This window comes from Enterobacter cloacae complex sp. P40C2 (genome assembly GCF_014930695.1).
Lineage (GTDB): Bacteria > Pseudomonadota > Gammaproteobacteria > Enterobacterales > Enterobacteriaceae > Enterobacter > Enterobacter pasteurii.
On the sequence record NZ_JADBRP010000016.1, the window covers coordinates 20,198 to 47,157 of the forward strand.

The window sequence follows — 26,960 nt, forward strand, 5'->3', positions numbered from 1 at the left end:
CTGGAAAAGGGAGGGTGAAGCGCCTCACAAAAGCGCTAAATTTTGAAACGATGGTTTAGAAAGATGATCTCCCTCTCCCTGCGGGAGAGGGTCGGGTGAGGACATCAGGCCGCACTCAGCCCTTACGAATCATATACCGGTACGGCAAGGCTTCCGTTTCCTGCGCCACCAGCTCGTGTTCCATGAAGGTACAAAAACCGGGAATATCGCGGGTGGTGGCCGGGTCATCAGCGATAATCAGCAGCGTTTCGCCGCTCTGCATGTTGCGCACGGTTTTGCGCACCATCATTACCGGCTCCGGGCAGCGGAGGCCCAGGGCATCAAGCGTGTGGTCAGGGCTGGAAAACAGGTCGGTCATTTTCTTCTCGTTCAGGTAAAAACGGCTGTAGTTTACGCCCCGCCGCCGTCAATGCAAACCAGGTTAACGATTGCGTGAAAATTAGCCATTGCAAAGCGTCGTCAAAGCAGTATCATGCGGCGGCTTTATTGGGTTCCCTCACCCCAAATATTAATCAAAAAGGTACAATATGAACTCCTTTACACAATCGCAGCGCGTTAAGGCGTTGTTCTGGCTTTCGCTATTTCATCTGCTGGTGATCATCTCCAGCAACTACCTGGTGCAGCTCCCGATCTCCATTTTTGGTTTCCATACCACCTGGGGCGCGTTCAGTTTTCCGTTTATTTTCCTCGCGACCGATTTGACCGTGCGCATTTTCGGCGCACCGCTGGCGCGGCGGATTATTTTTGCGGTGATGATCCCGGCGCTGTTTGTCTCCTACGCCATCTCCTCCCTGTTTTATATGGGAAGCTGGCAGGGCTTCGAGGCGCTGACGCATTTCAACCTGTTCGTCGCGCGTATTGCCGCCGCCAGCTTTATGGCCTATGCCCTGGGGCAGATCCTCGACGTTCACGTCTTTAACCGCCTGCGTCAGAACCATCGCTGGTGGATGGCGCCAACGGCCTCCACGCTGTTCGGAAACGTGAGCGATACGCTGGCCTTCTTCTTCATCGCCTTCTGGCGCAGCCCGGACGCCTTCATGGCAGAGCACTGGATGGAAATCGCCCTGGTAGACTACGCCTTCAAGGTGCTTATCAGCCTGGTATTCTTCCTGCCGATGTACGGCGTGCTGTTGAATATGCTGCTGAAAAGGCTGGCAGATAAATCTGAAATCTCCGCATTGCAGGCAGGTTAAGGGTTCGCTTTATCAGTTGTGATAAGATGAACGAATGAGCCGCTATGGCCGTTTATCGAAAGGAAGAAGTCAATGCGCAATCTGGTTAAATATGTCGGGATTGGCCTGCTGGTAGTTGGCCTTGCAGCCTGTGATAACAGCGACACCAAAACGCCTGCTCAGGGCGCGTCAGCAGAAAGCAACGCCACCGGTCAGCCGGTGAGCCTGATGGATGGCAAACTCAGTTTCTCTTTGCCCGCAGACATGACCGACCAGAGCGGTAAGCTGGGCACCCAGGCAAACAACATGCACGTCTATTCCGATGCCACCGGCCAAAAAGCGGTGATCGTGATTGTCGGTGACGATACCAGCGAAGATCTGGGCGTGCTGTCCAAACGTCTTGAAGATCAGCAGCGCAGCCGCGACCCGCAGCTCCAGGTGGTAACCAACAAGTCCGTTGAACTGAAAGGCCACACGCTGCAGCAGCTGGACAGCATTATCTCTGCCAAAGGCCAGACCGCGTACTCCTCAGTCGTGCTCGGCAAGGTCGATAATAAACTGCTGACCATGCAGATCACCCTGCCGGCAGACGATCAGCAGAAAGCGCAGACCACCGCTGAAAACATCATTAACACCCTCGTGATCCAGTAACGCTTCACCAGGATGACGTGGCCTCCGTCGCTTGCGCCGGGGGCCATTTTTTTGCCGCGACTTTCAGACTAACGCTCCAGACGAAGCAACTCCGGCGCACTACAATTAGCAGGCCCCCCCGGAAAAAGGAATTCTTATGACTGCCAGCCCGCCCGATAAAGCCGGACTCCATATTTTATTAAAACTCGCCTGCCTGGTGGTTATCCTTGCGGGTATCCACGCGGCGGCGGATATCATTGTCCAGCTGCTGCTGGCGCTGTTTTTCGCTATCGTCCTCAACCCGCTGGTGACATGGTTTTTACGCCGCGGCATCAGCCGCCCGGTCGCTATCACCATCGTGGTGATGGTGATGCTGGTTGTCCTGACGGCGCTGTTCGGCGTGCTCGCCGCCTCGCTGAGCGAATTTTCCACCATGCTGCCGCAATACAATAAAGAGCTGACGCGCAAGCTGGTCGATCTCCAGCGAATGTTGCCGTTCGTAAACCTGCATATTTCACCGGAACGGATGCTGCGCCGGATGGATTCCGAGAAGGTGATGACCTACGCCACGACCCTGATGACGGGGCTTTCCGGGGCGATGGCCAGCATTCTGCTGCTGGTGATGACGGTGGTGTTTATGCTGTTCGAAGTGCGCCACGTGCCGTATAAGCTGCGTTTTGCCCTGAACAATCCGCAGATCCATATTGCCGGTTTACACCGCGCGCTGAAGGGCGTCTCTAAATATCTGGCGCTGAAAACCCTGCTTAGCCTGTGGACCGGCGTAATTGTCTGGCTGGGGCTGGTATTGCTGGACGTGCAGTTCGCGCTGATGTGGGGCGTGCTGGCGTTTTTACTGAACTACGTGCCCAATATCGGCGCGGTGCTTTCCGCCGTCCCGCCGATGATCCAGGCGTTCCTGTTTAACGGATTTTATGAGTGTATGCTGGTGGGGGCGCTGTTCCTCGTCGTGCATATGGTGCTGGGCAACATTCTCGAACCGCGCATGATGGGCCACCGCCTGGGCATGTCAACGATGGTGGTGTTCTTATCGTTGCTGATCTGGGGATGGCTGCTGGGACCGGTGGGCATGCTGCTCTCCGTGCCGCTTACCAGCGTCTGTAAAATCTGGATGGAAACCACCAAAGGAGGCAGTAAACTCGCCATTCTGCTGGGGCCGGGTCGGCCAAAAAGCCGTTTGCCGGGATAACCGGGTGCAAAGGGTTAAAAGTGACCTTTATTCGCCAGCGCGCCGACAACATTGTAGGATGTGCGCAGCAAATCGCGCTGGCGAACAAAAAGACAACGAAACAGGTTTATCGCGGACGCGCGCAGATGAAATTTACACTCACCATTATCGACTGGCAGGCACGAGCGCCGGGACTCAGCGATGCCGACGCATGGCAGGCGTGGTCACGCCGGTCTGACGCCATCGATCCCGCTGCGCCGCTGGCGAAACTGACCGATCTGCCGATGATGACCGCCCGCCGCCTTAACCCGGGCAGCAGGCAGGCCGTCGATCTTGGCCTGGCCATGCTTCGCAAACACCGCATCGACGCCGTCGTCTACGCCAGCCGCCATGGCGAACTGGAACGCAATTACCGCATTCTGGAAGCGCTGGCGGCAGAGGAGCCTGTTTCACCCACCGATTTTGCGATGTCGGTCCACAACTCGGCGGTTGGCAATTTGACCATCGCTGCCCGCCAGCCGATCGTCGCGTCGTCGGTGTCCGCCGGTATGGATACTTTTCAGCAGAGCTTATGCGAGGTGCTGAGCCTGCTGCATGCGGGCTACTCCCGCGTGCTGCTGGTGGATTTCGACGGCCTGCTGCCCGCGTTTTACCACGCCGGGCTGCCGCCCCAGATGCCCGTCTGGCCCTACGCGCTGGCGCTGGTGATTGAAGCCGGAGAGGCGCTCAGCTGTGAAACGCACGGTAAAAGCGCAGGTGAAGAGCCCGCGCTGCCGCAAAGCCTGCAGTTCCTGCGCCATTATCTGAGCGACGAACAACGCTTCACGCTGCCCGGCGAGCGCCTTGAGTGGCAATGGACGCGCCGGTGAGCGGGCTGCTTACTCGCCTCGAACGGCTATGGCGCGTGCTGATGACCGGATTCTGCTTCGCGCTGTTCGGCTTCGGCGGGCTGATGCTGTCGCTGGTGTGGTTTAACCTGCTGCTGATTTTCCAGCGCGACCGCACCAGGCGCCGCCGTCTGGCACGCCGCAGCATCTCCGCCAGCTTTCGCCTGTTCCTCGCGGTGGTACGCGGGGTGGGGGTGCTGGATTACCGCTTCACGAACCTGGACGCGCTGCGCGCCGAGCGCGGCTGTCTGGTGATTGCGAATCACCCTTCGCTGCTGGACTACGTCCTGCTGGCTTCGGTGATGAACGAAACCGACTGTCTGGTGAAAAGCGCGTTGCGGCGTAACCCGTTCGTCAGCGGCGCGATCCGCGCGGCGGATTATCTGATTAACAGCGAAGCAGACGCCCTGCTTTCCGCCAGCCAGCGGCGTCTGGCCCAGGGCGACACGCTGCTCATCTTCCCGGAAGGGACCCGCACCCGGGTGGGCGAAGGGATTACCCTGCAACGCGGGGCGGCGAATATCGCCGTTCGCTGCAACAGCGCCGTGCGCGTGGTTATTATCCACTGTAGCGAACGGATGCTGGATAAACAGAGCAGCTGGTATAACGTTCCCCCCAACAAACCTGTTTTCACCGTGGATGTTCGCGAACGCATCAACATTCATGATTTTTATGATGCGAGCCAGCACGAGCCCGCGCTGGCGGCAAGGCAGTTAAACCGGCATATGCAGCATCAGTTAACAACCGGTCTTCAATCTTTGTCAGGAACGAAAGATGCAAGCGCTCTATCTTGAAATTAAGAATCTCATTATCTCTACGCTGAATCTGGAAGAACTTACCCCAGAGGATATTGATACAGACGCCGCGCTGTTTGGTGACGGGCTGGGTCTGGACTCAATCGATGCCCTTGAGCTGGGGCTGGCGGTGAAAAATCAGTACGGCGTAGTGCTTTCTGCCGAAAGCGACGAGATGCGTCAGCACTTCTATTCCGTTGCCACGCTCGCTGCTTTTATCCATCAACAACGCGCCTGAGAATGACCCGCTATGACAGAACAAAAAACGATTTATCAGGAAGTCTCTGCGCTTCTTATTACGCTGTTTGAAGTCGCGCCGGAGGATATTACGCCAGAGGCACGGCTTTACGAAGACCTGGATCTCGACAGCATCGATGCCGTCGATATGGTGGTGCACCTGCAAAAGAAAACGGGCCATAAAATCAAGCCTGAAACCTTCAAAGCGGTGCGCACGGTGCAGGACGTCGTGGACGTTGTGGAACAGCTTCAGCGCGACGCGTAACGTGCGTTCGATTCCGGTACTTCCCGTCCTGACGGGGCTGATGCTGCTGGCATGGCCGTTTTTGGTCGGCTTCGGTCTGGCGAATAATAGTTTGCACGGCATCCTGCCCGTGATGGCGCTGGTGCTGCTGTTGCGCGTCTGCCAGGCCCGCCGGCAGGACGGCCCCCTGCGCTACACCCTCGTGGGCGTAGCGCTCGTGGGCATCGTGCTTTGCGCCGCGAGCTATGTCCTGCACGCGCACCGGTGGGTACTGTATTATCCGGTGGCGGTGAATCTGGTCATGCTGGCGGCGTTTGGCGGCTCGCTGTGGACGTCAATGCCTGTCGTCGAACGGCTGGCGCGCCTGCGTGAACCGGATCTCTCCCCCGCCGGGGTACGTTACACGCGCCGGGTGACTCAGGTATGGTGCGGCTTTTTTATTATCAACGGGGCGATTGCGCTGTTTACCGTGCTGCACGGCGATATCCGCCTGTGGACGCTGTGGAACGGGATGATTGCGTATCTCCTGATGGGCACGCTGGCGATCTGCGAGTGGCTGGTGCGGCAACGGGTGATGAAAAACGATGATTAATCCTCTTCCGCTGAGCCAGTGGCTCAACGCGCCCCGTCCTGACGATACGCCCGTTGCCTGGCGCGGGGAGCGCCTCTGGACGCTCGGCGACCTGCGCCACGACGTCACGCGCCTGGTCGACGCGCTGCGTCATGAAGGCGGCGATCGCTGGGCGCTGTGCGTTGAGGACGGCTATCTGTTTATTGTCGCGCTGCTGGCAACGCTGCACGCGGGCAAAACGCCCGTTCTTCCCGGCCACGCCCGCGGCGCGCAGCTTGACGAGCAGCGGGCGCTGTTCAGCGGCATCCTGAGCGATACCGCGCTTGACGTTCAGGGGCGACAGCTGCGGGTGACTTGCGCAACGCGGACGGACCGCGCCTTTTCACCGCTGCCCGATATCGACGAAACGCGCGTGATTGAGCTTTACACCTCCGGCTCGACCGGCACGCCGCAGCGGGTGAGCAAGCCGGTGGTCAGCCTGGATCGCGAAGCCCGCCTGCTGGCGAACCATTTTGGCGATCGCCTGGCGGGCCGTCACGTCGTGGCTTCCGTGGTTCTACACCACCTCTACGGCCTGACGTTTCGTGTCGTCCTGCCGATGGCGCTCGGCCTGCCGCTGCACGCCAGCCTGCTCAGCTATGCCGAACAGCTCTCTGCCCTTCCCGACGATAAACGCTATCTTTTCATCAGCAGCCCGGCGTTCCTCAGGCGGCTTGACCCGTCGCTGACGCCGCCGCCCGTCGACCTGCTTCTCTCCGCCGGCGGCGTGCTGCCCTGGCGGGATATTGCCGCGGTACACGGCTGGCTCAGCGTCTGGCCGGACGAGATTTACGGCAGCACGGAAACGGGGGTTATGGCCTGGCGCTACCGTCAGGAGGAAAGCACCCTCTGGCAGCCATTCCCCGGCGTGACGTTTCACGGCGACCGCGTTTTGTCGCCGCTGATCCACGAGCCGGAGGGGATCGCGCTGGATGATATCCTGCATTTCACGACTGACGGGCGGTTCAGCCTCGCCGGGCGTCGGGGGCGGGTGGTCAAAATTGAAGATAAGCGCATTTCGCTCGAGGAAGTCGAGCGCCGCCTGCTGGCGCTGGACGGCATCCGCGAGGCCGCCGCGCTGGCGGTCACGCGCGGCGGGCGTCAGGGCATTGGCGCGCTGCTGGTGCTCAGCGACGAGGCGCGCCTGCACAGAGAAAGCGTGGGTAAAAATGTTCAGGAATCCGCCTGGCGTCGCGCCCTTCGTCCCTGGCTTGAACCGGTTGCCGTACCGCGCTGCTGGCGCATCGTTGATGAAATTCCGGTCAACAGCATGAACAAGCGCGTGACCGCGCAGCTACAGGAGCTATTTCATGAAGATGCATGAGATCGAACGCCGCCAGCCCGAGCCCGGGCATCTGGAGATAACGCTCTATCTCGACCCCGGCCTGGTCTGGTTCAGGGGGCATTTCGCCGTACAGCCGCTGCTTCCCGGCGTGGCGCAGCTCGACTGGGTGATGCATTACGCCGCCGCGCTGGCGCCGGGCTATCGCTTTCACAGTATTCAGAACGTGAAGTTTGCGGCCCCGCTGCTGCCTGAGAATACGGTGTCGCTGCTCCTGGCCTGGCAGCCCGAACGCCAGATGCTCACCTTCAGCTATCAGCGCCATGCGGGCGGCGAGCGCCTTACCGCCAGCAGCGGGAAAATTCGCTTATGCCAGTAGCCTTCCGCCCCTGCGTGCTGATCCCGTGCTACAACCACGGCGCGACGATGCCCTCGGTGCTGGCGCGCCTCGCGCCGTTCGATCTGCCCTGCCTGGTGGTGGACGACGGCAGCGATGCCCCCACCCGCCGCACGCTTGAAGCGCTGGCGGCGGAGCGACCGCAGGTGACGCTGCTGCGTCTGCCAGAAAACCGCGGTAAGGGCGCGGCGGTGATGCGGGGTCTGGAAGCCTGCGCAGCGCGCGGCTTCACCCACGCCGTTCAGGTGGACGCTGACGGCCAGCACGCTATCGAAGACATCCCCAAACTGCTGGCGCTGGCCGAACGCCACCCGGAGGCGTTAATTTCCGGGCAGCCCGTTTACGATGATTCAATTCCCCGCTCGCGCCTGTACGGACGCTGGATCACGCACGTTTGGGTCTGGATCGAGACCCTCTCCCTGCAGCTGAAAGACAGCATGTGCGGTTTTCGCGTTTACCCTGTCGCACCGGTACTGCGCCTTGCGGCAGAGGCGCCGCTCGGTAAGCGGATGGATTTTGACACCGAGGTGATGGTGCGACTCTACTGGCAGGGCAACGCCAGCTATTTTCTGCCTACCCGCGTGACCTATCCGCCGGACGGGATATCCCATTTCGATGCCCTGAGAGACAACGTGCGCATCTCGCTGATGCATACCCGCCTGTTCCTCGGCATGCTGCCGCGCATGCCCGCGCTGCTGATGCGTCGCCGCGCGCAGCACTGGGCGCGGCAGCAGGAGGTGAAAGGGCTGTGGGGCATGCGCCTGATGCTGCGCGTCTGGCAACTGCTGGGGCGAAAGGCATTTACCGTCCTGCTGTGGCCGGTGACCGCCGTCTACTGGCTCACCGCCCGCTCTGCGCGTCAGGCGTCCCGGCAGTGGCTGGCGCGCGTCAGGCGGGTGATGGCGCAGCGGCAAATGCCGCAACCCGCGCGGCTCAACAGCTTTTCCCACTTCCTGCGCTTCGGTCATGCCATGCTCAACAAGGTGGCCAGCTGGCGCGGCGAAATGAAGCTGCATCGCGATCTGGTCTTTGCGCCGGGAGCGCAGGAGGCGCTTGGTCTCGACGATCCTCAGGGCAAACTGCTGCTGGCATCGCACCTTGGCGACGTGGAAGCCTGCCGGGCGCTGGCGCAGCGTGAAGGGGCAAAAACCATCAACGCGCTGGTCTTTAGCGATAACGCCAGACGGTTTAAGCAGGTGATGGAGGAGATGGCCCCGCAGGCGGGCATTCACCTGATGCCGGTCACCGACATTGGCCCGGATACCGCCATCCTCATTAAAGAGAAGCTCGATCGCGGCGAATGGGTGGCGATCGTGGGCGATCGCATCGCCGTCACCCCACAGCGCGGCGGCAGCTGGCGGGTGATCTGGAGCGAGTTCCTGGGCCAGCCCGCGCCGTTCCCGCAGGGGCCGTTTATCCTGGCGTCCATCTTACGCTGCCCGGTGGTGCTCATTTTTGCCCTCTGCCAGCAGGGAAAACTGACCCTGCACTGCGAGCGCTTCGCCGACCCGCTGGTGCTGCCGCGCGGCGAACGCCAGCAGGCGCTACAGCAGACCGTCGACCGCTATGCGCAGCGGCTGGAGCACTACGCGCTCACGTCGCCGCTCGACTGGTTTAATTTTTTCGATTTCTGGCGACTGCCAGAGGTCAACGAGAAGGAGTAAAGGGTGCTGACCGATCCCCGCTTTACGGCTGAAGTTGAAATCATCGTCCCCTTCCACGACGTCGATATGATGGGCGTGGTGTGGCACGGCAACTACTTCCGTTACTTTGAGATTGCCCGCGAAGCGCTGCTCAACCAGTTTGACTACGGCTATCGCCAGATGAAAGCCTCGGGCTACGTCTGGCCCGTGGTGGATACCCGCGTGAAGTACCGCGACGCGGTGACCTTCGAGCAGCGCATCCGCGTTCGCGCCCGGATTGAAGAGTATGAAAACCGCCTGCGCATCGCCTATCAAATCGTTGACGCGCAAACCGGGAAGCGCACCACCACCGGCTACACCATTCAGGTGGCGGTGGATGAAGCAAGCCGGGAGATGTGCTTTGTCAGCCCGGCCATTCTGTTCGAACGCATGGGGATCGCGCCATGAAATGGATACCTCTTATCGCTCTGCTGCTTAGCCCGCTGGGCAGCGCGGTGACGCTGGATGAACTGCAGCAGCGGTTTGCGGAGCAGCCGGTCGTGCGCGCGCACTTTGAGCAGACCCGCACCATCAAGGGCATGCCCCAGCCGCTGCGCTCGCGGGGGGAGATGCTGATCGCCCGTGACGACGGCCTGCTGTGGGATCAACAGGCGCCGTTCCCGATGACGCTGCTGCTGGATGACAAACGGATGGTGCAGGCGATCGGCGGCCAGCCGCCGCAGACCATCACCGCCGACAATAACCCGCAGATGTTCCAGTTCAACCATCTGCTGCGGGCTCTGTTCCAGGCCGACCGTAAGGTACTGGAAGAGAACTTCCGCATCGATTTTCAGGATCGGGGGGAAGGCCGCTGGTCGCTGGTGCTGACGCCTGTCACCACACCGCTGGACAAGATTTTCGCCACCCTTGATTTGCAGGGCGCCCTCTATCTGGAGTCTATTCGCCTGAACGACAGGCAGGGCGACACGACGGATATCGCCCTTTCCCGCCACCAGCTTACGCCCGCTCGCCTGACCGATGCAGAACGCCAACGCTTTGCCGCACCGTAACCCTCTGCGCCCGGCGCTGCTGTGGGCTGGGTTATGCCTGATCCTGCTCGTCGTGCTGCTGTCGCTGCTGCCCGGCGCGCGGCTGAACAGCAGCGTGCTCGCCATGCTGCCAAAACAGACGCTCGGGGCAGTTCCTCCGGCCCTCAACGACGGGTTTATGCAGCGCCTGGACCGCCAGCTCGTCTGGCTGGTCAGCCCCGGCAAACGGCCGGACCCGCGCGTGGCGCAGCAGTGGTTAACCCTGCTGCAGCGCAGCCAGGCGCTCAGCGAAGTAAAAGGCCCGCTGGACGCCGCCGGGCAACGGGCGTGGGGGGATTTTTTCTGGCAGCACCGCAATGGTCTGATCGATCCGGCCACCCGCGCCCGCCTGCAAAACGGCGGAGAGGCGCAGGCCCGGTGGATCCTGTCGCAGCTTTACTCCGCCTTTTCCGGCGTGAGCGGCAGGGAGCTGCAAAACGATCCGCTGATGCTGACGCGCGGCGCGCAGCTCGCGCTGGCGAAGAACAGCCAGAAGATGCAGCTGATGGACGGCTGGCTGGTGACGAAAGATGAGGCCGGAAACTACTGGTATCTGCTGCACGGCGAGCTGGCGGGCTCCTCGTTTGATATGCAGCAAACCCACCGGCTGGTGACCACCCTTAACGCGTTGCAGCAGACGCTGAAAGCCCGTTATCCACAGGCGCAGCTGCTCTCGCGCGGAACGGTGTTCTACAGCGATTACGCCAGCCAGCAGGCCAAACGGGATATTTCCACGCTCGGCGTCGCCACGGTGCTCGGCGCGATCCTGCTGATTGTGTCGGTGTTCCGCTCCGTGCGCCCGCTGCTGCTGAGCCTGCTCTCCATTGCCATCGGCGCGCTGGCGGGCACGGTCGCGACGCTCCTGCTGTTCGGCGAGCTGCATCTGATGACGCTGGTGATGAGCATGAGCATCATCGGTATCTCGGCGGACTATACGATTTACTACCTCACGGAGCGGATGGTGCACGGCGCGACACAGACGCCCTGGCAAAGCCTGGAGAAAGTGCGTAACGCGCTGCTGCTGGCGCTGCTGACCACCGTCGTGGCGTATCTTTTCATGATGCTGGCTCCCTTCCCCGGCATTCGGCAGATGGCGGTGTTCGCCGCCGCAGGGCTGAGCGCCTCGTGCCTGACGGTGATTTTCTGGCATCCGTGGCTGTGCCGGGGTATGCCGGTTCGCCCGGTTCCCCTGAGCGGGGTGATGCAGCGCTGGCTGAACGCATGGCGCAACGGTAGAGCCCTCTCCGTCGGGCTGCCGTTAGCGCTGGCGCTGCTCTCCGCCATCGGGATCGCCAGCCTGCGGGTTGATGACGATATCGCCCAGCTTCAGGCGCTGCCGCAGGACATACTGGCCCAGGAAAAAGCCATCACCGCCCTGACCGGGCAGAACGTCGATCAGAAGTGGTTTGTGGTGTACGGCGCGTCGGCTCAGCAAACGCTGGAGCGGCTGGAGGCGTTTACCCCGGCGCTGGCGCAGGCGCAAAAAGCCGGCGAGTTTTCCCGCTGGCGCACCCTGCCGCTGAACTCGCTGACGCGCCAGGAGAGCGATCTGCGACTGCTGCGCGGCGCCGCGCCGACGGTAACGAACATGCTGCAAAGCGCGGGGATGAACGCCGTGACGCCGAATCTGAACGCCATGCCCGTCAGCGTGGAGGCGTGGCTCGCGAGCCCCGCCAGCGAGGGCTGGCGACTGCTGTGGCTGACGCTGCCGGACGGTAAAAGCGGCGTGCTGGTTCCGGTCGACGGCGTCAGAGACAGCGCCGCACTCGGCGAGCTGGCCGCCCGCCATGCAGGGGTCGTCTGGGTCGACCGTAAGGCCAGCTTCGACAGCCTGTTTGCGCTCTACCGCGCGCTGCTGACGGGGCTGCTGTGCGTGGCGCTGGCGGTGATTGCCTGCGGCGCGGTGGTGCGTCTCGGCTGGCGAAAAGGGCTGGTGGCCCTGGTGCCGTCCGTGCTGTCGCTGGGCGGCGGGCTGGCGGCGCTGGCCGTGGCTGGCCACCCGGTGAACCTGTTTTCCCTGCTGGCGCTGGTGCTGGTTCTGGGCATTGGCATCAACTACACGCTGTTTTTCAGCAACCCGCGCGGTACGCCGCTGACCTCCATGCTGGCAATTACCCTTGCCATGATGACTACCCTGCTGACGCTGGGGATGCTGGTGTTCAGCACCACCCAGGCCATCAGCAGTTTTGGCATTGTGCTGGTGAGCGGTATCTTTACCGCGTTCCTGCTCGCTCCGCTGGCGATGCCCGCTAACAAAGAGAACACACCATGACCCGTTTTATTCGCCTGGCGACGGTCGTGATGGCCCTGCTGCTGGCGGGATGTAGCCATACGACGAACCGCGATGACGCGCGCCCTCAGGCCTGGCTACAGCCGGGCACCCGCGTCACGCTACCGCCGCCGGGCATCACCCCGGCGATTCGTTCGCAGCAGCTTCTGACCGGCAGCTTTAAGGGTCAAACCCAGTCGCTGCTGGTAATGCTGAACGCAGACGAACATAAAGTGACGCTTGCCGGCCTCTCCTCCGTCGGGATCCGCCTGTTCCTCGCCACCTACGACGAGACCGGGATCCACACCGAGCAGTCGGTTGTGATGCCGCAGCTGCCGCCAGCCAGCCAGGTACTGGCCGATGTGATGCTTAGCCACTGGCCGCTCCGCGCCTGGCAGCCGCAGTTGCCGAAAGGCTGGACGCTGAACGATACTGACGCCAGACGCGAACTGCGCAACCCCGACGGCAAACTGGTTACGGAAATTGTTTACCTGAACCGCAGCGGCAAACGCGAGCCGGTCAGCATTGTGCAGCACGTTTTTAACTACCACATCACCATTCAATATCTGGGTGACTGAGATGATTTACCTTTCTGCGGTTGGCATGGTCAACGCCCTGGGCAACTCGGCTGATGAAATAGCGGCAAACCTGAACGCAGGCGTGGCGCCCGGGATGCGTCCGCGCGCGGGCTGGCTACAGGGCTTTCCGGAGGCCGTGCTGGGAGGCGTTGAGGGTGAACTTCCGCCTATACCCGAGCGTTTTTCCGCCCATCGCAGCCGCAACAACCAGCTGCTGCTGGCGGCGCTGGCGCAAATCCGGCCCGCGGTTGAGGCGGCCATTAACCGCGCAGGACGCGACCGCGTGGCGGTGGTGCTGGGCACCAGCACCTCCGGGCTGGACGAGGGCGATGAAAACGTGCGCCTCTCCCGTAGCGGGGAGCGCAGCCCGCAGTGGCAATACCCGCAGCAGGAGCTCGGCGATCCGTCGCGCTTTCTCGCCAGCTGGCTTGAGCTGGACGGCCCGGCGTATACCATCTCGACGGCCTGCTCCTCCAGCGCGCGGGCGATTATCAGCGGGCGTCGCCTGATCGACGCCGGGCTGGTGGACGTCGCCATCGTCGGCGGGGCAGACAGCCTGAGCCGCATGCCGGTTAACGGCTTCAACAGCCTCGAGTCACTCTCGCCGACCCTGTGCGAGCCGTTTGGCCGCGACCGTCGGGGGATCACCATTGGTGAAGCGGCGGCGCTCATGGTGCTGACCCGCGAGCCGGGAGAAATTGCGCTTCTGGGCGCGGGAGAATCCAGCGATGCGTACCATATTTCCGCCCCGCATCCGCAGGGTGAAGGGGCGATCCGCGCCATCAACCAGGCGCTGAACGAGGCGGGCATCACGGCGGAGGACGTAGGCTATATCAACCTGCACGGCACCGCCACGCCGCTGAACGATCGGATCGAGGCGCAGGCGATCCACGACCTCTTTGGCGAACGCGTGCCGTGCAGCTCGACGAAACACCTAACCGGCCACACGCTGGGCGCCGCCGGGGTCACGGAGGCCGCCCTGAGCTGGCTGATCCTGACCCGCGGCCTGCCGCTGCCGCCGCAGGATTTTTCCCGCTACGCGCCGGACGACACGCTCCCCGCCTGCGGCTTGCTGCACCACAGCGCGCCGCTGAAAAAGCCGACGATCCTGTCGAACTCGTTCGCGTTTGGCGGCAACAACGCCAGCCTTCTGCTGGGGAGAGTGTGATGCGCTATTTACCGCCAGGCGATTATCTTCCTCACGACGCGCCGATGATGCTGCTCGAAACCGTTGAAAGCGTCACCGACGACAGCGCCGTCTGCCGCGTGACGGTAAACGGGCAGGGCGTCCTTGCGCCCTTCCTGAACGCTAATGGCGACCTGCCCGGCTGGTTTGCGCTGGAGCTGATGGCCCAGACCGTGGGCGTCTGGTCTGAGTGGCACCGGATGCAAAAAGGGCTGCCGCACTGTGCGCTGGGTATGGTGCTGGGCGCGCGCGAGCTGGCGTGCGGCGCGGGTCATTTTGCCGCAGGCAGCACGCTGAACATCACCATCGAACGCCTGATGCAGGATGAACGCTTCGGCAGCTTCGAGTGCGCCGTTCAGTGCGACGGCGTGCCCCTCGCCACGGGCCGCGTGAATACCTTCCAGCCGAGCGAGGATGAATTAACCACACTTTTCAACCAGGGAACACCATCATGAGTCTGAGTCGATCCGTACTGGTCACCGGGGCCAGCAAAGGCATTGGCCGCGCCATCGCCCTTCAGCTTGCGGCGGACGGTTTTACCGTCGGCGTGCACTACCATCGTGATGAGGCGGGCGCGCAGGAGACGCTGGATGCGATTGTCCGGGCGGGCGGCGCGGGCCGTTTACTCACGTTCGACGTGGGCAACCGCGAGCAGTGCCGCACGGTGCTGGAGCAGGAGATCGCCGATCGCGGCGCGTTTTATGGCGTGGTAAGTAACGCCGGGATTACCCGCGACGGCGCGTTTCCGGCGCTCAGCGAGGATGACTGGGACCGCGTGATCCACACCAATCTCGACAGTTTTTATAACGTCATCCACCCCTGCATTATGCCGATGATTGGCACCCGCAGGGGCGGGCGGATCGTCACCCTGTCGTCGGTGTCAGGCATTATGGGCAACCGTGGGCAGGTGAACTACAGCGCGGCCAAAGCCGGGATTATCGGGGCCACCAAAGCGCTCGCCACCGAGCTGGCGAAACGTAAAATCACCGTCAACTGCATCGCGCCGGGGCTGATCGATACCGGCATGATCGAGATGGACGAGGCCGCGCTGAACGCGGCGATGTCGATGATACCCATGCAGCGCATGGGCCAGGCCGAGGAGGTGGCCGGGCTGGCGAGCTACCTGATGTCGGATAAGGCAGGCTATGTGACGCGCCAGGTGATTTCGATTAACGGAGGCATGCTATGACCCGCCGGGTAGTGATTACGGGCACGGGCGGCGTTACCGCGTTTGGCGAGGACTGGCCGACCATTTCGCGCCGCCTGCGCGGGTATGAAAATGCGGTGCACACCATGACGGAGTGGCAGGCGTATGACGGCCTGCAAACCCTGCTCGCCGCGCCGATTGAAGGCTTCACCCTCCCCGCTCACTATACCCGCAAGCGCATTCGCGCCATGGGCCGCGTGTCGCTGCTTTCAACCCGCGCCACCGAGCTGGCGCTGGAGCAGGCGGGCCTGATCGACGACGCGGTGCTCACCAACGGTCAGACCGGGATCGCCTACGGCTCGTCGACGGGCAGCACCGGGCCGGTCAGCGAGTTTGCCTCCATGCTCACGGAAAAGCACACCCATAACATTACCGGCACCACCTACGTGCAAATGATGCCGCACACCACTGCGGTCAACACCGGGCTGTTCTTTGGCCTGCGCGGACGGGTGATCCCCACGTCGAGCGCCTGCACCTCCGGCAGCCAGGCGATTGGCTACGCCTGGGAAGCGATTCGTCACGGATACCAGACGGTGATGGTGGCAGGCGGCGCGGAAGAGCTGTGCCCCTCGGAAGCGGCGGTTTTCGATACCCTGTTTGCCACCAGCCAGCGTAACGACGCGCCGAAAACCACGCCGTCGCCGTTTGACGTTCAGCGCGACGGCCTGGTGATTGGCGAAGGGGCTGGCACCTTAATTCTGGAAGAGCTGGAGCACGCCACCGCGCGCGGGGCGACAATTTATGGCGAGATCGTGGGGTTTGCCACCAACTGCGATGCGGCGCACATCACTCAGCCCCAGCGTGAAACCATGCAGGTGTGTATGGAGCAGTCGCTGGCGATGGCCGGTCTGCAGCCTCAGGACATCGGCTACATTTCTGCCCACGGCACGGCGACCGACCGCGGGGATATCGCCGAGAGCCAGGCGACCGCCGCCATTTTCGGCGACGGGGTGCCCATTTCATCCTTAAAGAGCTACTTCGGCCATACTCTGGGCGCCTGCGGGGCGCTGGAAGCCCTGCTGAGCCTGCACATGATGCGGGAGGGCTGGTTCACGCCGACGCTCAATTTAAGACAACCGGATGAGCAATGTGGCGCTTTAGATTATATTATGGGGGAAGCCCGCCCGATTGACTGCGAATTTATACAGAGCAATAACTTTGCCTTTGGCGGCATCAATACCTCAATAATCATCAAACGCTGGGCGTAACTATGTACCAGTTTGTACTGGGAAAGATCTCCACCCTTAGCGCGGACCCGCTGGCGTCAACGCTCGCAGACAGGGCACCTCAGGGTGCACGACGCGCTTCCTGGCTTGCAGGCCGGACGCTGCTCGCCAGAACCTTATCCCCCTCGCCTCTCCCCGAGATAATCTACGGCGAGCAGGGAAAACCGGCCTTCGCTAGCGGCCATCCGCTGTGGTTTAACCTGAGCCACAGCGGGGACGACATTGCCCTGCTGCTGAGCGACGAAGGCGAAGTTGGCTGCGATATTGAAGCGATCCGCCCGCGCGAGAACTGGCAGGCGCTGGCGAATGCCGTCTTTAGCCTTACCGAACATGCCGAGCTGGAGCGTGAAGCGCCGGAAGAGCAGCTTTCCGCCTTCTGGCGCATCTGGACGCGCAAAGAGGCCATCGTCAAACAGCGCGGCGGCAGCGCGTGGCAGATTGTCAGCATTGACAGCACCGCGCAGCCGCTGCCGGTCAGCCAGCTACGCGTCGGCTCGCTGAGCCTTGCGGTCTGTACGCCCACGCCCTTCACCCTGACGGCGGAATTAATCGCTTATTCCGGTACCTCTGCGGCATAAAAAAACGGCCATTCCGGTAAAACCGCAATGGCCGATGTGCATTTAACGCGTTGCGAAGCTTATTTTAAATTTTCAGGGAAGTTTGCCGGCAGCTCGCTGGCGGCACACGCAATTACGCTGTCATCGTTAGCGCCGCAGTCGCGTACAAAGGTAATCGTCGCAAATTCATCAATCACCTCCGTCGGATAGGCCGGACCGGCATCACGGTAGCTGTTCATCAGCGGAATGTGATCGTTCTGGAAGCAGACGGTTTTTTCCGGATTGTTCATGACCCAGCGCGGGAAGAAGATGGTGCCGTGGAACAGGCTGTCGCCCAGGTTCACAATCAGGCTTACGTCGGTACCGGTTGGCTCCGTCCAGGAAATTTTATAGATGCTCTCCCCGACGCGAACGATGTACGCCTGCTGATCTTTCACCCAACGGTTGCCCACCAGACCGCTGTGAATACGATAGTCGAGAGTGTTCTCGTTTTTGACGTAAATTTCGTAGTTCCAGCCATTATCGTAGGTATAAACCAGATGTTTGCCGACGAAGCCGCTTAAGTCATGTTTGTCGAAGGTGCTCATAAGATGTCTCCTTTGTTTTGATGAAGCTATCGTACCCCTTCAAAAAATGAATGAATAACGCTATTTTTGAATCAAATTCATCCAAAATTTAGATTGATAATGCATAAGACGACGCTAGAACAATGGGCCCTGCTGGAGAGAGTAGTTGAGGCTGGCAGCTTTGCCAGAGCTGCGGAGGAGACGCACCGCAGCCAGTCCTCGGTCAGCTATAACCTGTCGCTTTTGCAGGAGCGGCTTGGCGTGGCGCTGTTAATGACTGAAGGCAGGCGGGCGGTGCTGACCCCGGCGGGAGAGCTGTTGCTGAATCAGGTGAAGCCGCTGCTGAAAGCCTTCGCCTACGTTGAGACGCGCGCCGCCACCCTGCGCAGCGGTATGCGAACCCGTATCGATCTGATGGTAGACAGTATTTTTCCGCGCGGCCGGCTGTTTGCGATTTTGCGCCAGTTCCAGCAGCGGTATCCGCAAACGCAGGTGCGGCTCACCGAGGTGCTGGAAAACAGCCGGGAAGATGCGCTCAATGATGAAGCCGACGTGATGGTCTTAACCCGCCGCCAGGACATTACCGGGCTGGGTGAATGGCTAATGAACATTGATTTTGTCGCCGTCGCGCATCATGCGCACCCGCTTTTTGCGCTGGACACGCCGCTAAATGACGAGACGCTGCGGCCGTGGCCACGCATTCAGATCGCAGACAGCCAGCCCGCCGTTCGCCCGGGCGGCGAGTCGTGGACCTTTTCCACCATTGATGCCGCGATCGAGGCGGTGTTGTATCAGGTTGGGTACGGCTGGCTACCGGAAGAACGCATTCAGCCCCAGCTTCAGCAAGGCATACTCAAAACCCTGCCCCTCAGCCACGGCGTTCGACGCGCCACGCCGCTTCACCTCATCGTTAAGCGCTCCCTTAGCCCGCTGGACGAGCAGGTTGAGACGTTGTTGCGCCTTTTTAAGCAGGAGCCGCCATCGTCAACTGCTACGCTTTAAGGTCTGAAGGTTAAGACGACAAGGAGCGAACGATGAAAATCGATTTAACGGGGAAAGCGGCGCTGGTGACCGCATCAACCGGCGGGATTGGCTTCGCCATCGCCCGCGGACTGGCGGAAAGCGGTGCGGAAGTGATTGTGAACGGGCGCAGCATCGACTCGGTAAATAAGGGCATTCAGGCGCTGCAGCAGGTGGTGCCAGGCGTCCAGGTTCGTGCCGCCGTCGCCGATCTCAGCTCGCCGGAAGGCGTAGACGAATTGCTCAGGGTCGCCTCGCAGGTCGATATTCTGGTCAATAACGCCGGGATTTATGGTCAGCAGGATTTTTACTCCACCGATGACGATACCTGGGAACGCTACTGGCAAACCAACGTGATGTCCGGCGTGCGGCTCTCCCGCGCCCTGCTGCCGGGCATGGTGCAAAAAGGCTGGGGCCGCGTGGTGTTCATCTCGTCAGAATCGGCCTGCAATATTCCTGCGGACATGATCCACTATGGCGTAACGAAAACCGCGCAGCTCTCCCTGGCGCGCGGGCTGGCGAAGTTCGTGGCCGGCAGCGGCGTCACCGTGAACAGCGTGCTGCCCGGGCCGACAATGTCGGACGGTTTCGCCGCGATGATGAAAGACGAGATGGAGAGAACCGGTAAATCGCTGGAACAGCTGGCGAACGCGTTTGTGATGGCGAACCGCCCCAGCTCGGTTATTCAGCGCGCCGCGACGGTTGAAGAAGTGGCCAATATGGTGGTGTATGTCTGTTCAGTGCAGGCCTCCGCTACCTCCGGCGCGGCGCTGCGCGTCGACGGTGGCGTGGTGGATGACATAGTTTGACCCGTCAGTCACAGGTTAGAGAAAAAATGAGGACTGATATAAGGACTGTGAAGATAAAGCAGGTAAACTAGTGAACAGAATGTGTATTTAAGCTAAGACGTATTTATGACCAATATGATTGCCGACGAAGCCGTGGCCAGATCCAGCGTGCTCTCTGTCTTTGACTTTGATGGTACGTTGACGCACCACGACAGCTTTATTCCCTTCCTGCGCTTTGCCTTTGGCAAGCGCTACTTTGCGGGCCGCCTGGTGCGGATGGCCCTGCCCACGCTGCACTGCGTGCGCCGCAAGCTGACGCGTGATGAGCTGAAAGAGGTGCTGATTAAAACCTTCCTGACGGGGGTGGATGAGCACTGGTTACGCCAGCAGGCAGAGGCCTTTTGTGAAAAATACTGGAGCAAGCTGATGCGCCCGGAAGGCGTCATGGCCGTGGCTAACGAAGTCAATTCCGGTGCGGAAGTGACGATTTGCTCCGCCTCCCCGGCGCTGGTATTACAGCCGTGGGCCGACAAGCTCGGCATTAAGCTGATTGGCACGCAGCTGGAGGTGAAAGACGGCAAGCTGACCGGGCGGATCACCGGCAACAACTGCCGCTGCGCGCAGAAAGTGGCGAGGCTGGAGAAGGTGTATGGCGACCTGAACGCGTATCACCTGCGCGCCTGGGGCGACACGCGAGGCGACCACGAGCTGCTGGCAGCGGCGCAGGATCCGCACTGGCGGCACTTCCATCATCCGCGCAAGCGCCGGAACTCACCGATTAAGGGGTAAGTGCGGTCTTTTGCCCTCACCCCGCCCTCTCCCACAGGGAGAGGGAGAAAACCAAATCGTAGGCCCGGTAAGCGAAGCGCCACCGGGCGGTACATCAGGCCTCACGTTTCCCCGGGAACATCACGCTCGCAATAATCCCCAGCGCCAGCACGCCTAATACCACGAACAGGCTGGCCGTTGCGCCAATGCTGTAACCGTGATGCCAGAAGTGGTCGGTCGCATTTAGCCCCAGCTTGAACGCCACGAAGAACAGCAGCAGCACTACCGCTTTCTCCAGATGCACCAGATACTGCTTCAGCGCCTCCAGCACGAAGTAGAGGGTACGCAGGCCGAGGATCGCGAACATCATTGCGCTGTAGATAATCAGCGGCTCGCGGCTGACGGCAATGATCGCGGGGACGGAGTCAAAGGCGAACATGACGTCGGACAGCTCCACCACCGCGACGCAGAGCAGCAGCGGCGTCGCGTAGCGCTTCGCCTTCTTCACGCGGCCTACCATCACATCCTTGTTTTCAGGCTTCTCCAGTTCGGCATCCACCTCTTTCTGGGTCAGGATAAACGCATGGCTGCTGATTTTTGGCCAGACCGGATAGAAGCGTTTTACCAGGCGGTACGCCAGGTGACCGGAGTAATCTTCCACCTCGTCGCTCTCTTCATTGCGCCTCAGCATCATCACCGCAGTCCAGCCAACGACCAGCGCAAAAATGACCTCAACGTATGGCCCCAGGCTCAGCAGGCTGGTGCCGATGGCAACAAAAATACCGCGGAACACGATCGCCCCCAGCACGCCCCAGTAGAGCACGCGGTGGCGATACTTATCCGGCACGCCGAACCAGGCGAAGATCGCCATCATCACGAACAGGTTGTCGACGGAGAGAACCTCTTCCAGCGCATAGCCGGTGAGGAACAGGCTCGCCATCTCCGCGCCGTGGTGCACGTATAAGAAGCCGGCAAACGCCATGGCCATCATGACCCAGAAGATGGACCACATGGCCGCGCTTTTCAGCGAGATCGGTTTATCGTGACGGTGCATGAAGAGGTCGATAAACATCGCCCCAACGGCCATCACCACAAAGACAACAACGGTTTCCGTCGGGAAACCGAGATGAGCAGCAGACATAGACAACCCTTTTAAGAAGACAAAACACAACACCATGCAGGCTGGCGTAAACCAGAAGTGGAAATGGGGGAACGTGTTATTCGCATATACCCCACAAAACCGCAGCTCTTTGGCCGCGCAAGGTAGGTACTTTACCTCACAACGTGGGGTGGTGCATCTGTCGTTTAGGCACATTCCGCAGCGCGCATTATCTGTGAGTCACGTCTTATTTACATCATTTAAACCTTCCATTAACTGGATAAAAAGAACGCGCCGACGCTATAGTGGTTTTGTTTAATAAAACTGAGTTGTACCTGATAAAACCAAGAACAGACCCTGCGAGGAACACATGACAGAACATATTCGTAATGGCGTTGCCGCCATTGAGGACATAGAACGAGAAACTATGCGCAAGGTGATCTGGCGTATTCTTCCGTTTCTGATAGTCAGTTACCTGATTTCCATTATCGATCGCGGCAATATCGGTATGGCTTCGCTACAGATGAACGAGGATCTCGGCCTCAGCAAAGCGGCGTTTGGCTTCGCCAGTAGCCTCTACTTCGTGGCGTATTTTCTGTTTGAAGTTCCAAGCAATCTGGCGATGCAGAAAGTTGGCGCACGCTTGTGGATCCCCCGCATTATGATCAGCTGGGGCGTGGTATCCATGTGCATGGCACTGGTACAAAACACCACGTCGCTTTATATCGTGCGTTTTCTTCTGGGTGCCGCTGAGGCGGGCTTTTTCCCCGGCGTCGTGCTCTTTCTGACCTGGTGGATCCCTTCCCGCTACCGCGCGCGAATTATCGCGTCCTTTATGGTTGCGATCCCGCTGGCCAATTTTATCGGCTCGCCGCTGTCCGGGTTGATCCTCTCACTGGATGGCTGGCTGGGCCTGCGCGGCTGGCATCTGCTGTTTATCATTGAAGGTTTACCCGCGGTTCTGCTGGGTATTGCCGCCTGGTTTGTTCTTCGCGATCGCCCTCACCAGGCCAACTGGCTTAGCGCGGAACAGAAAAAATGGCTGGAAACGACGCTTGAAACCGAGCGTCAGCAGCAAAAAAATATTGGTCACCAGACGACGTGGCAGCTGCTCCGGCATCGTCAAATCTGGCTGCTGGCCCTGATTTACGCAGGCGCGTCATCGGCAGGCACCACGATCAGCGTCTGGTCACCGCAGCTGCTGAAATCGTTCCACCTGGATAATCTGGAGACCGGGCTGTTCAACGCCATTCCTTACGGCCTGGCATCCGTACTGATGATTGTCTGGGGACGGAGTTCTGACCGAACCAACGAACGCCGCTGGCATACCGCTCTGACCCTTTTCATGATTGCCGCAGGCGTAATCGCCGCATTTGTGAGCACCTCCCTTTTTGCCACGGTTATTATATTGAGCATCATTCTGATAGGGGCGTATTCAATGAAGGGGCCGTTTTGGGCGCTGGCGTCAGGCTGGATGAGCAGCACGTCTGCCGCTGCGGGGCTGGCCGCGATTGGCGCCATCGCTAACCTTATCGGCGGCGCGGTGATGGTTAACGCTTACGGCATCATCAGCGAGCGGACGGGTAGCCACACGCTGGCCATGCTTCCTCTGGCTGCGCTGTGCGTCGCAGGAGGTGTCGCGGTGCTGGTGATGGGACGGCAGGCGCGCAATTCGCATCTGCATGAAAAGCAGGTCACCCATTAGACATAACAAAAGCGGGACGCCCGTCCCGCGTTATGCTCAGAGGCTCTCTTCCGCAGCGTCTTGCGTTTCCCCATAAAACTGCTGGCAGAAAGCCTTACTCGCCCCCATTTTCTGCGACAGGCGACTGGCGGTGGCGTGCATCAGCTGGCTGATCCCCTGTTCACGGCGATCTTCAGTCAGTCTGGAGATGGGCCCGGTAAGCGCCAGCGCCGCAATCAGCTTGTCGTTAACGCCGAAGACGGGCATCGCAAACGCCGCGGTATGCGGATCCCGGGCGCCTGCGGTATAGAGCGGCACGGCGGGTTCCCCCTCCGGGAGCGCGTCATTCAGGCCCCAGTGGCGAAGCACCTTACTGATGGCAGAATCGTCCAGCGGAAACTGGGTGCCCGGCAGATTGCTGTGGCGTAGCCCGTGGGAGGCTTCCGCACGGAACAGGCACAAGCGTTGCCCGCCTTCCAGGACATACCAGCTGGCGCTCTCCTGAGAGGCCAGAGATAACGCCTGAAGCTCGGGCTGCACCACCCGGGAAAGATGGAAAGATTGTTCATAAAGCTTACCGAGGTAAAGCAGACGTGGGCCAAGCGCGTAATTGCCGTCCTCGTGCCTGACGACATAGTTCATTCGTTCAAGCGAATTCATTAACCGGTAAACCGTGGTTTTGTGATAACCCGACAGCTGCGCCAGCGCGGTCAGCGTCAGGCTCTCATCGCCGGGACGGAAGCAATCCAGTAAAGCCAGCGCCTTTTCGACCGCCACAACGCCTTCATTACCCATCATCATCTCCTTTTCTGCTCGGCAGTGAGTGTACCTTAATTTTTGTGAGTCACTTCGTGTTTACATCACAAACGCCGCCGCAGATCTGGCTAAAGGGAAAGCTACACCGCTATAGTTGTTTTGTATTGTACACCTGCATTGTACACAGTAAAACAATATGGAGGCATTCATGTCCGTTTCAGAAAAACCATTCATTAACCGTCAGTTCGAACGCGTGTCGACCGAAGAGGTTCACCAGGCCGCCGAGTATCAGGCCGCCATTCTGGCGGACGTTGCCGGTCGCCGCGGTACGCTGCATGGCCGTATCAAGCCGCTCGCACCTCACATGGCCGTTGCGGGTCCGGCGGTTACCGTGGAGGTGCGTCCGGGAGATAATCTGGCCATCCATGCCGCAATGGCCGTCGCGCAGCCGGGGGATGTGCTGGTTGTTGACGGAAAAGGCGACCTGACCTGCGCGCTGCTCGGCGAGATTATGGCGACGCAGGCTCAGGCAAGCGGTATCGCGGGCATCATCATTGACGGGGCGGTACGTGATGCCGACACCCTCAGTAAAGGGCACTACCCGGTCTTCGCGGCCGGCCTTAACCCCTGTGGCCCGACAAAATCAATTCCTGGCCGGGTTAATCATCCCATCTCCATTGCCGGAGCGACGGTACGAGCCGGGGATCTGGTTGTAGCGGACATCGACGGCGTGGTGGCGATCCCGCGCGATGAAGTTCAGGCCGTTATCGCCATGGCTAAAGGGAAACTCGAAACGGAGACCAGACGTCTTGCAGCTATTCGTGAGGGCGATTTACGTCCGCACTGGCTTAACGACGCGCTGCGCAAGGCGGGCATGTTATCTGACGGGGAGACGCTGTAATGGGAGGGAAACGCGTTGTGCTGGTCACCGGGAGCGATCTGGCAGACCAGGCTGTAGACATGCTGCGGGACGTTGACGTGGTGTATGCCGGCCGTCAGCCTACGGAAAATGAGCTGGTTACGCTGTGCGAGCGGCACAATCCCGTGGCCATCCTGGTGCGTTACGGCAGGATAACCGCGAGGATCATGGACGCTGCCCCCGCGCTACGGGTCATATCGAAACACGGAAGCGGCATTGACGTGATAGACCAGCCAGCGGCAGCGGCGCGTAATATCGCCGTACGTTCCGCCCCCGGCGCCAATGCGGCTGCGGTGGCAGAGCATACCTGGGCGTTGATCCTTGCCTGTGCCAAATCCGTGGTAACCCTTGATAAGCGCCTGCGCGACGGGCACTGGGATAAAGCCACGCACAAATCGATCGAACTGGAAGGTATGACGCTGGGGCTTGTCGGCCTGGGAGCTATCGGCTCGCGGGTTGCGGCTATAGGTCAGGCATTCGGCATGCGGGTGGTAGCGTACGATCCGTACGCTAAAACGATGCCTTCAGGTTGTGAGCGGGCAAACACCTTAACGGACCTGCTTTCCCGTGCCGACGTTATCTCCCTGCACTGCCCGCTCACCGACGAAAACCGGGGAATGATCAACGCAGAGACGCTCGCGCACTGTAAGCGTAACGCTATTCTGGTTAACACGGCGCGCGGCGGGTTAATAAACGATGAAGCCCTGTTCCACGCCCTGAAGGAGGGAACGTTGCACAGCGCGGCACTCGACAGCTTTACCAGCGAGCCACTGACCGCCCCGAACCTGTGGCAGAACGTCGAAAACGTCATTATCTCGCCGCATATTGGCGGCGTCAGCGCAGCGTCTTACATCAGGATGGGAACCGTGGCGGCCGGCAATATTCTGGACGTTTTGCGCGTGACTGACGACGCCACCGTCAGCCCGTAAGCGCATTGATGAATGACGGCGCCCGCCTGTCACTTATCCTCAGCGAGTGCCTGCGCGCATGCCCAGGCACTGGCCCACGCCCACTGGAAGTTATACCCGCCGAGCCAGCCGGTTACGTCCATCACTTCGCCAATAAAATAGAGGCCCGGCACGTTGCGGGCTTCCATCGTGCGCGAGGAAAGCTCATTCGTGTCAACGCCGCCCAGCGTTACTTCCGCCGTGCGGTAGCCCTCGGTGCCGTTTGGCTGCACGCGCCAGTTCGTCAGCGTTTCCACCAGCGTTTCCTGCTCGCGGCTGTTCAGCTGCTTAAGCGACACGTCCGGGATCTGCCCTAACGCCTGCAGACACTCAACAAGACGCTTCGGCAGCTGCATCGCCAGGGTATTTTTCAGGCTCTGATTCGGGTGCGCGGCGCGCTGTTCGTTAAGGAACGCGTCCAGATCGCAGTCCGGTATCAGGTTCACGGTGACAAACTCTCCCGGCTGCCAGTAGCTGGAAATCTGCAACACCGCCGGCCCCGAGAGGCCGCGATGGGTAAAGAGCAGGTTTTCGCGGAATACCGTACCGTCTTCGGCAGTGATAACCGACGGAACCGACACGCCGGAAAGCGTCTGAAGCTGTTCAAGCAGCGGCTTATGCAGCGTGAACGGCACCAGCCCGGCGCGGGTTGGCAGCACCTTCAGGCCAAACTGCTCGGCGATTTTGTAGCCGAACGGCGAGGCGCCGAGCCCCGGCATCGAGAGGCCGCCGCTGGCGATCACCAGATTATCGGCGCTGACGGTTTCGCCGTTGAGCTGCAGCGTGTACCCCTGCTCGTCGCGCGCGACCTCGAGCACTTCCGTGCGCAGGCGCATCACCACCCCGCCTTTCTCGCACTCGGCCACCAGCATATCGACGATTTGCTGGGCGGAGTCGTCGCAGAACAGCTGTCCCAGCGTCTTCTCATGCCAGGCGATGCCGTGTTTACCCACCAGTTCAATGAAATCCCACTGGGTGTATCGCGCCAGCGCAGATTTACAAAAATGGCGGTTCTGGCTCAGATAGGCCGCCGGCTCGACATAAAGGTTGGTGAAGTTACACCGCCCGCCGCCGGACATCAGGATCTTGCGGCCAGGCTTTTTTCCGTTATCCAGCAGCAGCACGCGACGACCCGCCTGTCCGGCCATTGCCGCACAAAACATACCCGCCGCACCGGCGCCAATTATTACGGCATCAAACCTTTCCACGTCAAAATCCTCTTCGTTAACTGCCGCGGATTG

At 60.6% G+C, this 26,960-nt stretch carries 31 protein-coding genes; 26 read left to right on the top strand and 5 right to left on the bottom strand.

What is annotated here, in order from left to right:
• Window positions 1-115 precede the first annotated feature (115 nt).
• The gene (gene tusA / locus IM304_RS20580) at window positions 116-358 is read right to left on the bottom strand and encodes a sulfurtransferase TusA (protein WP_148420538.1); all 243 of its coding nucleotides are present in this window, start codon (window positions 356-358) and stop codon (window positions 116-118) included.
• Between the two features lie 169 nt (window positions 359-527).
• On the opposite strand from tusA, the gene IM304_RS20585 reads away from it, so the two are divergent.
• The 20 genes from IM304_RS20585 to acpT all read left to right on the top strand — a co-directional run bounded on the left by IM304_RS20585 (window position 528) and on the right by acpT (window position 17,193).
• Window positions 528-1,193, top strand: a complete 666-nt coding sequence (locus IM304_RS20585) for a 7-cyano-7-deazaguanine/7-aminomethyl-7-deazaguanine transporter (RefSeq protein WP_022649676.1) — start codon at window positions 528-530, stop codon at window positions 1,191-1,193.
• A 72-nt stretch (window positions 1,194-1,265) separates the two neighbouring features.
• Window positions 1,266-1,823 carry a DcrB family lipoprotein gene (locus IM304_RS20590; RefSeq protein ID WP_148420537.1) on the top strand — a complete coding sequence of 186 codons (558 nt, stop codon included), beginning with the start codon at window positions 1,266-1,268 and terminating at the stop codon, window positions 1,821-1,823.
• A 136-nt stretch (window positions 1,824-1,959) separates the two neighbouring features.
• Window positions 1,960-3,009, top strand: a complete 1,050-nt coding sequence (locus tag IM304_RS20595) for an AI-2E family transporter (RefSeq protein WP_003861270.1) — start codon at window positions 1,960-1,962, stop codon at window positions 3,007-3,009.
• A gap of 125 nt (window positions 3,010-3,134) precedes the next feature.
• Window positions 3,135-3,857: a beta-ketoacyl synthase chain length factor gene (locus IM304_RS20600; protein WP_193355810.1), complete on the top strand. Its 723-nt coding sequence runs from the start codon at window positions 3,135-3,137 to the stop codon at window positions 3,855-3,857.
• Window positions 3,842-4,669, top strand: coding sequence for a 1-acyl-sn-glycerol-3-phosphate acyltransferase (locus tag IM304_RS20605; protein WP_148420535.1), 828 nt, complete (start codon window positions 3,842-3,844; stop codon window positions 4,667-4,669). Before IM304_RS20600 ends, IM304_RS20605 begins: the two co-directional genes overlap by 16 nt.
• A complete protein-coding gene (locus IM304_RS20610) occupies window positions 4,650-4,907 on the top strand; it encodes a phosphopantetheine-binding protein (protein ID WP_003861263.1) in 258 nt (85 codons plus the stop codon). The genes IM304_RS20605 and IM304_RS20610 overlap by 20 nt, the downstream gene beginning before the upstream one ends.
• A 12-nt stretch (window positions 4,908-4,919) precedes the next feature.
• Window positions 4,920-5,171 carry an acyl carrier protein gene (locus IM304_RS20615; protein WP_176609276.1) on the top strand — a complete coding sequence of 84 codons (252 nt, stop codon included), beginning with the start codon at window positions 4,920-4,922 and terminating at the stop codon, window positions 5,169-5,171.
• Window positions 5,143-5,742 carry a hypothetical protein gene (locus IM304_RS20620; protein ID WP_193355801.1) on the top strand — a complete coding sequence of 200 codons (600 nt, stop codon included), beginning with the start codon at window positions 5,143-5,145 and terminating at the stop codon, window positions 5,740-5,742. The genes IM304_RS20615 and IM304_RS20620 overlap by 29 nt, the downstream gene beginning before the upstream one ends.
• Entirely contained in the window at window positions 5,735-7,084 is a 1,350-nt protein-coding gene (locus tag IM304_RS20625) for an acyl-CoA synthetase (RefSeq protein WP_193355800.1), read from the top strand. The genes IM304_RS20620 and IM304_RS20625 overlap by 8 nt, the downstream gene beginning before the upstream one ends.
• Window positions 7,071-7,421 (top strand): hydroxymyristoyl-ACP dehydratase, encoded by a 351-nt coding sequence (locus tag IM304_RS20630; RefSeq protein WP_193355799.1) that lies wholly within the window; start codon window positions 7,071-7,073, stop codon window positions 7,419-7,421. Before IM304_RS20625 ends, IM304_RS20630 begins: the two co-directional genes overlap by 14 nt.
• Window positions 7,412-9,103 (top strand): glycosyltransferase, encoded by a 1,692-nt coding sequence (locus tag IM304_RS20635; RefSeq protein ID WP_193355798.1) that lies wholly within the window; start codon window positions 7,412-7,414, stop codon window positions 9,101-9,103. Before IM304_RS20630 ends, IM304_RS20635 begins: the two co-directional genes overlap by 10 nt.
• A 3-nt stretch (window positions 9,104-9,106) precedes the next feature.
• A complete protein-coding gene (locus tag IM304_RS20640; protein WP_193355797.1) occupies window positions 9,107-9,529 on the top strand; it encodes a thioesterase family protein in 423 nt (140 codons plus the stop codon).
• On the top strand, window positions 9,526-10,131 hold the full coding sequence (locus tag IM304_RS20645) for an outer membrane lipoprotein carrier protein LolA (RefSeq protein WP_193355796.1): 606 nt from the start codon (window positions 9,526-9,528) through the stop codon (window positions 10,129-10,131). Before IM304_RS20640 ends, IM304_RS20645 begins: the two co-directional genes overlap by 4 nt.
• A complete protein-coding gene (locus tag IM304_RS20650) occupies window positions 10,100-12,421 on the top strand; it encodes an MMPL family transporter (RefSeq protein WP_193355795.1) in 2,322 nt (773 codons plus the stop codon). The genes IM304_RS20645 and IM304_RS20650 overlap by 32 nt, the downstream gene beginning before the upstream one ends.
• The gene (locus tag IM304_RS20655) at window positions 12,418-12,996 is read left to right on the top strand and encodes a DUF3261 domain-containing protein (protein ID WP_193355794.1); all 579 of its coding nucleotides are present in this window, start codon (window positions 12,418-12,420) and stop codon (window positions 12,994-12,996) included. The genes IM304_RS20650 and IM304_RS20655 overlap by 4 nt, the downstream gene beginning before the upstream one ends.
• 1 nt (window position 12,997) lies before the next feature.
• Window positions 12,998-14,164: a beta-ketoacyl-[acyl-carrier-protein] synthase family protein gene (locus IM304_RS20660; protein ID WP_193355793.1), complete on the top strand. Its 1,167-nt coding sequence runs from the start codon at window positions 12,998-13,000 to the stop codon at window positions 14,162-14,164.
• Window positions 14,164-14,637: a 3-hydroxy-fatty acyl-ACP dehydratase gene (locus IM304_RS20665; protein ID WP_148420524.1), complete on the top strand. Its 474-nt coding sequence runs from the start codon at window positions 14,164-14,166 to the stop codon at window positions 14,635-14,637. Before IM304_RS20660 ends, IM304_RS20665 begins: the two co-directional genes overlap by 1 nt.
• A gap of 2 nt (window positions 14,638-14,639) precedes the next feature.
• Window positions 14,640-15,371, top strand: coding sequence for a 3-ketoacyl-ACP reductase FabG2 (locus IM304_RS20670; RefSeq protein WP_148420605.1), 732 nt, complete (start codon window positions 14,640-14,642; stop codon window positions 15,369-15,371).
• A complete protein-coding gene (locus IM304_RS20675) occupies window positions 15,368-16,597 on the top strand; it encodes a beta-ketoacyl-ACP synthase (RefSeq protein ID WP_193355792.1) in 1,230 nt (409 codons plus the stop codon). Before IM304_RS20670 ends, IM304_RS20675 begins: the two co-directional genes overlap by 4 nt.
• A 2-nt stretch (window positions 16,598-16,599) precedes the next feature.
• Window positions 16,600-17,193, top strand: a complete 594-nt coding sequence (acpT, locus tag IM304_RS20680) for a 4'-phosphopantetheinyl transferase AcpT (RefSeq protein ID WP_148420522.1) — start codon at window positions 16,600-16,602, stop codon at window positions 17,191-17,193.
• A gap of 59 nt (window positions 17,194-17,252) precedes the next feature.
• Here acpT and IM304_RS20685 read toward each other — a convergent pair whose 3' ends face one another.
• The gene (locus IM304_RS20685; RefSeq protein ID WP_148387039.1) at window positions 17,253-17,759 is read right to left on the bottom strand and encodes a phenolic acid decarboxylase; all 507 of its coding nucleotides are present in this window, start codon (window positions 17,757-17,759) and stop codon (window positions 17,253-17,255) included.
• Window positions 17,760-17,858: 99 nt separating this feature from the next.
• Between IM304_RS20685 and IM304_RS20690 the strand changes: the two genes are divergently transcribed.
• The 3 genes from IM304_RS20690 (at window position 17,859) to IM304_RS20700 (ending at window position 20,335) form a co-directional block, all read left to right on the top strand.
• Window positions 17,859-18,740: a LysR family transcriptional regulator gene (locus tag IM304_RS20690; protein ID WP_193355791.1), complete on the top strand. Its 882-nt coding sequence runs from the start codon at window positions 17,859-17,861 to the stop codon at window positions 18,738-18,740.
• Between the two features lie 32 nt (window positions 18,741-18,772).
• On the top strand, window positions 18,773-19,567 hold the full coding sequence (locus tag IM304_RS20695) for an SDR family NAD(P)-dependent oxidoreductase (protein WP_193355790.1): 795 nt from the start codon (window positions 18,773-18,775) through the stop codon (window positions 19,565-19,567).
• A 105-nt stretch (window positions 19,568-19,672) separates the two neighbouring features.
• Window positions 19,673-20,335, top strand: coding sequence for an HAD family hydrolase (locus tag IM304_RS20700; protein WP_148420519.1), 663 nt, complete (start codon window positions 19,673-19,675; stop codon window positions 20,333-20,335).
• Between the two features lie 94 nt (window positions 20,336-20,429).
• Here IM304_RS20700 and IM304_RS20705 read toward each other — a convergent pair whose 3' ends face one another.
• Window positions 20,430-21,455, bottom strand: coding sequence for a TerC/Alx family metal homeostasis membrane protein (locus tag IM304_RS20705; protein WP_148420518.1), 1,026 nt, complete (start codon window positions 21,453-21,455; stop codon window positions 20,430-20,432).
• Window positions 21,456-21,783: 328 nt separating this feature from the next.
• Here IM304_RS20705 and IM304_RS20710 point away from each other — a divergent pair, with 328 nt between their 5' ends.
• Complete coding sequence (locus IM304_RS20710; RefSeq protein ID WP_193355789.1) at window positions 21,784-23,118, top strand: MFS transporter; 1,335 nt, start codon at window positions 21,784-21,786, stop codon at window positions 23,116-23,118.
• A 36-nt stretch (window positions 23,119-23,154) separates the two neighbouring features.
• Here IM304_RS20710 and IM304_RS20715 read toward each other — a convergent pair whose 3' ends face one another.
• Window positions 23,155-23,892 (bottom strand): IclR family transcriptional regulator, encoded by a 738-nt coding sequence (locus IM304_RS20715; RefSeq protein WP_148420604.1) that lies wholly within the window; start codon window positions 23,890-23,892, stop codon window positions 23,155-23,157.
• A 169-nt stretch (window positions 23,893-24,061) separates the two neighbouring features.
• Between IM304_RS20715 and IM304_RS20720 the strand changes: the two genes are divergently transcribed.
• Both IM304_RS20720 and IM304_RS20725 read left to right on the top strand, forming a co-directional pair.
• On the top strand, window positions 24,062-24,754 hold the full coding sequence (locus IM304_RS20720; RefSeq protein WP_193355788.1) for an RraA family protein: 693 nt from the start codon (window positions 24,062-24,064) through the stop codon (window positions 24,752-24,754).
• Window positions 24,754-25,701, top strand: coding sequence for a hydroxyacid dehydrogenase (locus tag IM304_RS20725; RefSeq protein WP_193355787.1), 948 nt, complete (start codon window positions 24,754-24,756; stop codon window positions 25,699-25,701). The genes IM304_RS20720 and IM304_RS20725 overlap by 1 nt, the downstream gene beginning before the upstream one ends.
• Before the next feature lie 29 nt (window positions 25,702-25,730).
• Here the strand turns inward: IM304_RS20725 and IM304_RS20730 are convergent, their stop codons facing one another.
• A complete protein-coding gene (locus IM304_RS20730) occupies window positions 25,731-26,927 on the bottom strand; it encodes an NAD(P)/FAD-dependent oxidoreductase (RefSeq protein ID WP_193355786.1) in 1,197 nt (398 codons plus the stop codon).
• Window positions 26,928-26,960: the final 33 nt, after the last annotated feature.